The organism is Candidatus Acidiferrales bacterium, from assembly GCA_036514995.1.
Taxonomy (GTDB): Bacteria; Acidobacteriota; Terriglobia; order Acidiferrales; family DATBWB01; genus DATBWB01.
Genome location: DATBWB010000053.1, coordinates 1 through 4,787 on the forward strand (window position 1 = coordinate 1; position 4,787 = coordinate 4,787).

The window sequence follows — 4,787 nt, forward strand, 5'->3', positions numbered from 1 at the left end:
CGCCCCGATTCTATCGCAGCGAGCCTGCCGGCGGCGCTCGCCTCGGCCTGGAATGCGCCCATTGCCACGTTGCTTGGCGGCCACAGCCACAATTTCTGCTGGGGTGGCGGGACCGCGATTCGCAAAGAGACTTTTTTCGCCATTCAAGCTATCGAATACTGGAAGCATGCCGTCAGCGATGACTATGCCCTCACCCGCGCCTTGAAAAATGCAAACGGCCGCATCGGCTACCTTCCAGAATGTATCGTACCGAGCAGGCAGAATCCGGATTGGCGGCAATTGCTCGAATGGACCACGCGACAGATCATCATCACCCGCGTCTATGCGCCCAGGCTCTGGCTGCTCGCCGCCCTCTCCCAACTTTCTTACTGTGGGGCCGTCGCCCTTGGCGTGATCCTCATCCTGAGCAATCTTCTGACCGGCTTTGGCGTGCTCAATCTTTTTGTGCTCCTGCTCTTGATTGAAGGCCTGGCGATTGCGAAAGGGGCGCTGCGGCTGGTGGCGATGACCGAGCTTCTGCCGGCGCACAAGGATGAGTTGCTCGCATACTGGTGGGTGCCAACGCTGCTGGCGCCGCTTGTGCCCTGGATCTATCTCTATAACGTTGTGGTTTCAACCTTCCGGCGACGCATCACCTGGCGAGGTGTGCGGTATCTTCTTCATTCCCCCTGGCGAACAACGATTCTTCGGCCCGGACAGTGAATTCTGCTCTCTCGGGCTTGACCTGTTCGTAAAGTGGAACCTCATCCGCCAAACATGGGATAGTGGCTGGCGGCAGCCATGAAGAACAACATCGGGATGGAGAGCCAAAAATTGGTGCGTGAAGCCAGGAATGCCCGCCGCGCCAGCTTCGCCGACTCCGGCGGCACCGGCGTCCCCTGTTCAGCGTTCGCCTTGGTCCACGCAATGATCCGCTTCTGCGCCGGCCAGATGATCCCCCAGACGTTCAGGAGCATGATGGTGCCGATCCCGCCGCCCACGCCGATCGATAGAGCGCGGTTCGATGCGTCCTCATAAGCGTTCCAGTGCACGATCGCCCCGCCCATCGCGCCCACCAGGATCACAACCAGCAGGGCGAGCAGCCAGCCGTTGTTCACCGGCCCAATCAGGAAATAGATGATCGCCCAGGTCACCACCACCAACAGGAGCCACTTCCCAAACGTGGTCCACATCAGGCTCCCTGGTGCCTTTGCCGGCTCCAGGCTCAAAATGATCAGGTAATAGATGATCCCGGCGAGCACCGTCACCACTGCGCCCCACCGGAACCACCACAAGGCTTTCGGCAACAGGACGGGGATTACTTTCCCCTTCGTCGTCCCGTCCAATGCTTTCATCACGGGCACGTTCACCAGGTTGAAGAAGTAGAGAAGCCCGATCCAGATGATGCCCGCCAGAAGGTGAATCCAGCGCAGCAGCATCTGGAGGTTCGTGTTGAAGTCCATCGGTGGCAGAGCCTGAAATGCCAACACCATCCCCAGAGCAGTTACTAGCGTCATAGCTCCTCCGAAAAGGAAGGAAAATTGGAACCCCACTGAGTTCTATTGTAAGCGAAACAGGTGGCGCGACCGCATAAACTCTATAAGCCGGAATTTCCGATCTGCGTTTCGAATACCCGAGACCTTACCTGCTACCGTGCTCCTGCGTCAACTATTTTTCGAACTTATGCGCGAGGTGCCCGAAGCATGTCTCACACCCACAACAGCGCCACCGGGAGTGACAGCACGCGCGTGCCCAATCAACGAACAGCGCCTCGGAGCCCTGGCTTTCTACCTCTCAGGGCTTGCTGACTACTTGGTGCTGTGCTTCTGCCCGGTCTTCCGGTTTAGCCTACTCCAGCCGTACCGGGTCGCCGCGCCGGATGGTGCCACCCCGGAGCACAGAAGCATAGACACCGACATTAGCCTGGTTGTGCTGTGCCGCCGCGCGCAGGATGCCTGGATCTCTGGGTAAATCCGCTTGAGGCAGTGTTGTCATCACGCAGCGAGGACACGGGCCCGTGACGCTCAGGACAGCCTCGTCCCCGATCGCGAGCGTGTGCCCGACCCAGGCGTTCTCAACGAAGTCCCTCTCGCCTGCGGCAAGCTCGACCACGATGTTTGGACGAAACCGCCTGACCTCGAACCGCCCTTGCGGATAGAGTTCCCGGAGCCGGTCGATCGTCGCGGTCGTCAGCACGTGGATGACGGCACAGTCGAAAAACGTGCCCGCTGGCATGGACTCGTCGGTGATCGTTTCCCTATGGGCCAGCCCATCCATATCCGGCCAGTACTCCTCGAGGCTGAGTGTCTTGGGCGCCGACTTCGTAAGGGTTACCTCGCGGCCCAGCGCGTTTGACAAGATTTCGTTGATGTCGCTCTGCTCGCTGGTGACCATGGTGCCGTCCGGCAGGGTGATACGAACGGGCGGAATCTTTCCACCAGTGCGAAGGGGCTCGACGAAGGCGGCCCGGGAATCGAAGAGCTTCGGCCACTTCCGAGGGTTTTTGGCGCTGGCGACTTTCCCGTTGGAAGGATCCACTAGGGCGTAGGCACGATCGCCCAACAGCCCGCGTTCCGTGATATCGGCGGCGTTTAGCTCCTCTCCCATCATGGACTTGACGGGATGGCGCCACAGGGCAACCACCGAACCAACATGAGACGGCGTGGCGTTTGACATCGTTTCACCTCCAGAAATGTCGGCAAATTTGTTGCAGGCTTCCAGAGTCTTCTGAACAAACAATTGGGTCGCGAGCTGTGGATCAATTCGGCTAACCCCCAATAGATACGGGTGGCGGGATCCGGTGCGCAAAGCACAGTTCGCCGGCTATGGGGGAAGAGTCGGGGCCGTGATCTTGTATTCGACATTGAGTTCGCGCAGGAAAGCCAGCAAGTCGGCTTTCTCTTTCTTGGTCAGCTTGACAGGTTTCAGGTTCACCCGGTCCAGATAGGGATTGGCGATTCCCCCGCCGAGCATCAAATTCACCGCTTCTTCGAGCGTGGCCACGCTGCCATTGTGGAAGTAGGGGGCCGACTTGCTGATGTCCAGAAGCGTGGGAGTTTTGAAGGCCCCTTTATCCCGCTCGGTCTTGGTCACATTGTACCGGCCGAGATCCGGGTTTTGGTCCTTCATCCCGATGCCGATGTTGTGATACTGCTGGTCGGTCAGCAGCAGCCCATCGTGGCAGTTGGTGCATTTGGCTTTCTCGCTGAAGATTTTTGAGCCACGCCGGGCTGCCTTGCTGAAAGCCGATTCATCTCCTTCGCGGAAGCGAATCCACGCGGACTCGTTGCTGACGATGGTGCGCTCGAAGGCGGCGATGGCCTTGACGACGCTGTCCGGCGTAGCCTCCTGACCAAACACCTCCTGGAATTGTTTGCGGTAGTCGGGGATCCGGTTCAGCTTGGCGCAAATGTCTTCCATGCTCGGGCGGCCATCCTTCCCGGAGGCTCCCATATTGCCGCCCGACCAGGCGGCCTTCGCTTGGGCCTCGAGCGACTTGCTCCGTCCATCCCAGTAAAACTCGGCGTGGTATCCGATGTTCCAGAGCGCGGGGCTGGAGCGCGGCAGGGCTGCCCCGTAGGCGCCGATGGCGGTGGGCTTGCCGTCGGTCAGTCCATGTTCGGCGAGGTGACAGGAGTAACAGGAGCGGGAGCCGTCGCCGCTGAGCCGCGGGTCATAGTAGAGCTCTTTGCCGAGTTCGACTTTGGCTACCGTCATGGGATTGTCGGCGGGAATCTTCATCGCCTCATACCGTTTGATTTCGGGCCACTCCACCGGCTCGACTTTCTTGGCATCCCGTTGCGCCCCCAGCAAAGCGACGCTGGCGCCGGTGAGCCCGACTACGACCACCTTCTTCCAGAGACGTGGCCGGAGCTTTCTGCCCATCATGCCCCTCCCGTTGAGTTTGCTTGAATCCCAAAATCCTATGCCGCTTCGAGGCCGGATTGCAATGGCGATTTTCGAAGACCGAGAAGCGAAAATCGAAAAGCGAACCCCTTAGGGCTGTCGCGGGATCACCGTCACGCCGCCGCCGTGGGTCAAGTCCACGGCCAAGTCATTGGATTGGGTGAAGTTGCCGGAGACGACCAGCGCCACGACGAAAATCTCGCCCGTCTCTGCCTCCAGAAACAGCGCCAGTTTATCCTGGATCGGTTGGACGGCCACCAACCGGCCCCATGCGCGGGGCACATACATCGGCTTGCCGCCCTGGTCCACGCGCAGGTGATAACTTTGAAGCTGATTGTAGTTTTGGATGGTGACGTTCGGCGGCTGTCGCTCGATTTGCGCTCGCACCGGTCGCGCCATCCAAACGGCAAGCGCAAGCAACGCCAAGATAGCCGGTAGAAATCGTCTCATAGCTTCTCCTCACTCTCTGGAAACACGCTCCGACTGCGGGCTCCACAACCCCCGTTGTCAGGACGGTGTCCAAAAGAGGCGGGGCGACCGGCAATTCGGCCTCCCAGCCCCCTCCCTTGCCAGGATAGCATGGCTCGAGGAGGCGGCCGGCGGTTCCATGTTTCGATTTTCGAAGCTCGTTACTCCTGGTGTCGAAACTCGTCACTCGAAAATCGGAGCGCTTTTCCCGTAGCGGGCGCATCCCTGCTCCATTTTGGAAGCCGATCGGCGATGCGATCGGCCAAGGGGACACCACTAGGGACGGCTTCTTTGCCCCGCCGCCGCTACAGGGGCACCTGTAGGTACGTTCAGGCTCCAACGAACCGTTTCAGGGCCCAGCGGGCAGCTTCGGATAGGACTACGTCCTCGTGCTCCGCAAATTTCCGCAGAATGGGCACAAACCGAGCATTTCC

Annotated in this window: 5 protein-coding genes; 1 reads left to right on the top strand and 4 read right to left on the bottom strand. The window is 59.8% G+C overall.

Annotated features, from left to right (window positions below):
• On the top strand, nt 1-702 hold a 702-nt coding region (locus VIH17_03715), incomplete at its 5' end, for a glycosyltransferase family 2 protein (GenBank protein HEY4682340.1).
• Nucleotides 703-743: 41 nt separating this feature from the next.
• On the opposite strand, the gene VIH17_03720 is transcribed toward VIH17_03715, so the two are convergent.
• From VIH17_03720 to VIH17_03735, 4 genes are all read right to left on the bottom strand, one after another.
• Nucleotides 744-1,496 carry a urate hydroxylase PuuD gene (locus tag VIH17_03720; protein ID HEY4682341.1) on the bottom strand — a complete coding sequence of 251 codons (753 nt, stop codon included), beginning with the start codon at nt 1,494-1,496 and terminating at the stop codon, nt 744-746.
• A gap of 331 nt (nt 1,497-1,827) precedes the next feature.
• Nucleotides 1,828-2,655, bottom strand: a complete 828-nt coding sequence (locus VIH17_03725) for an MOSC domain-containing protein (GenBank protein ID HEY4682342.1) — start codon at nt 2,653-2,655, stop codon at nt 1,828-1,830.
• Nucleotides 2,656-2,802: 147 nt separating this feature from the next.
• Complete coding sequence (locus VIH17_03730) at nt 2,803-3,867, bottom strand: cytochrome c peroxidase (protein ID HEY4682343.1); 1,065 nt, start codon at nt 3,865-3,867, stop codon at nt 2,803-2,805.
• A 108-nt stretch (nt 3,868-3,975) separates the two neighbouring features.
• Complete coding sequence (locus VIH17_03735; protein HEY4682344.1) at nt 3,976-4,335, bottom strand: hypothetical protein; 360 nt, start codon at nt 4,333-4,335, stop codon at nt 3,976-3,978.
• Nucleotides 4,336-4,787: the final 452 nt, after the last annotated feature.

What these genes read in the sequence shown, in the direction of transcription:
- VIH17_03735 (HEY4682344.1), bottom strand. Translation starts at nt 4,335, where the DNA reads ATGAGACGATTTCTACCGGCTATCTTGGCGTTGCTTGCGCTTGCCGTT.
- VIH17_03725 (HEY4682342.1), bottom strand. Translation starts at nt 2,655, where the DNA reads ATGTCAAACGCCACGCCGTCTCATGTTGGTTCGGTGGTTGCCCTGTGG.
- VIH17_03720 (HEY4682341.1), bottom strand. Translation starts at nt 1,496, where the DNA reads ATGACGCTAGTAACTGCTCTGGGGATGGTGTTGGCATTTCAGGCTCTG.
- VIH17_03730 (HEY4682343.1), bottom strand. Translation starts at nt 3,867, where the DNA reads ATGATGGGCAGAAAGCTCCGGCCACGTCTCTGGAAGAAGGTGGTCGTA.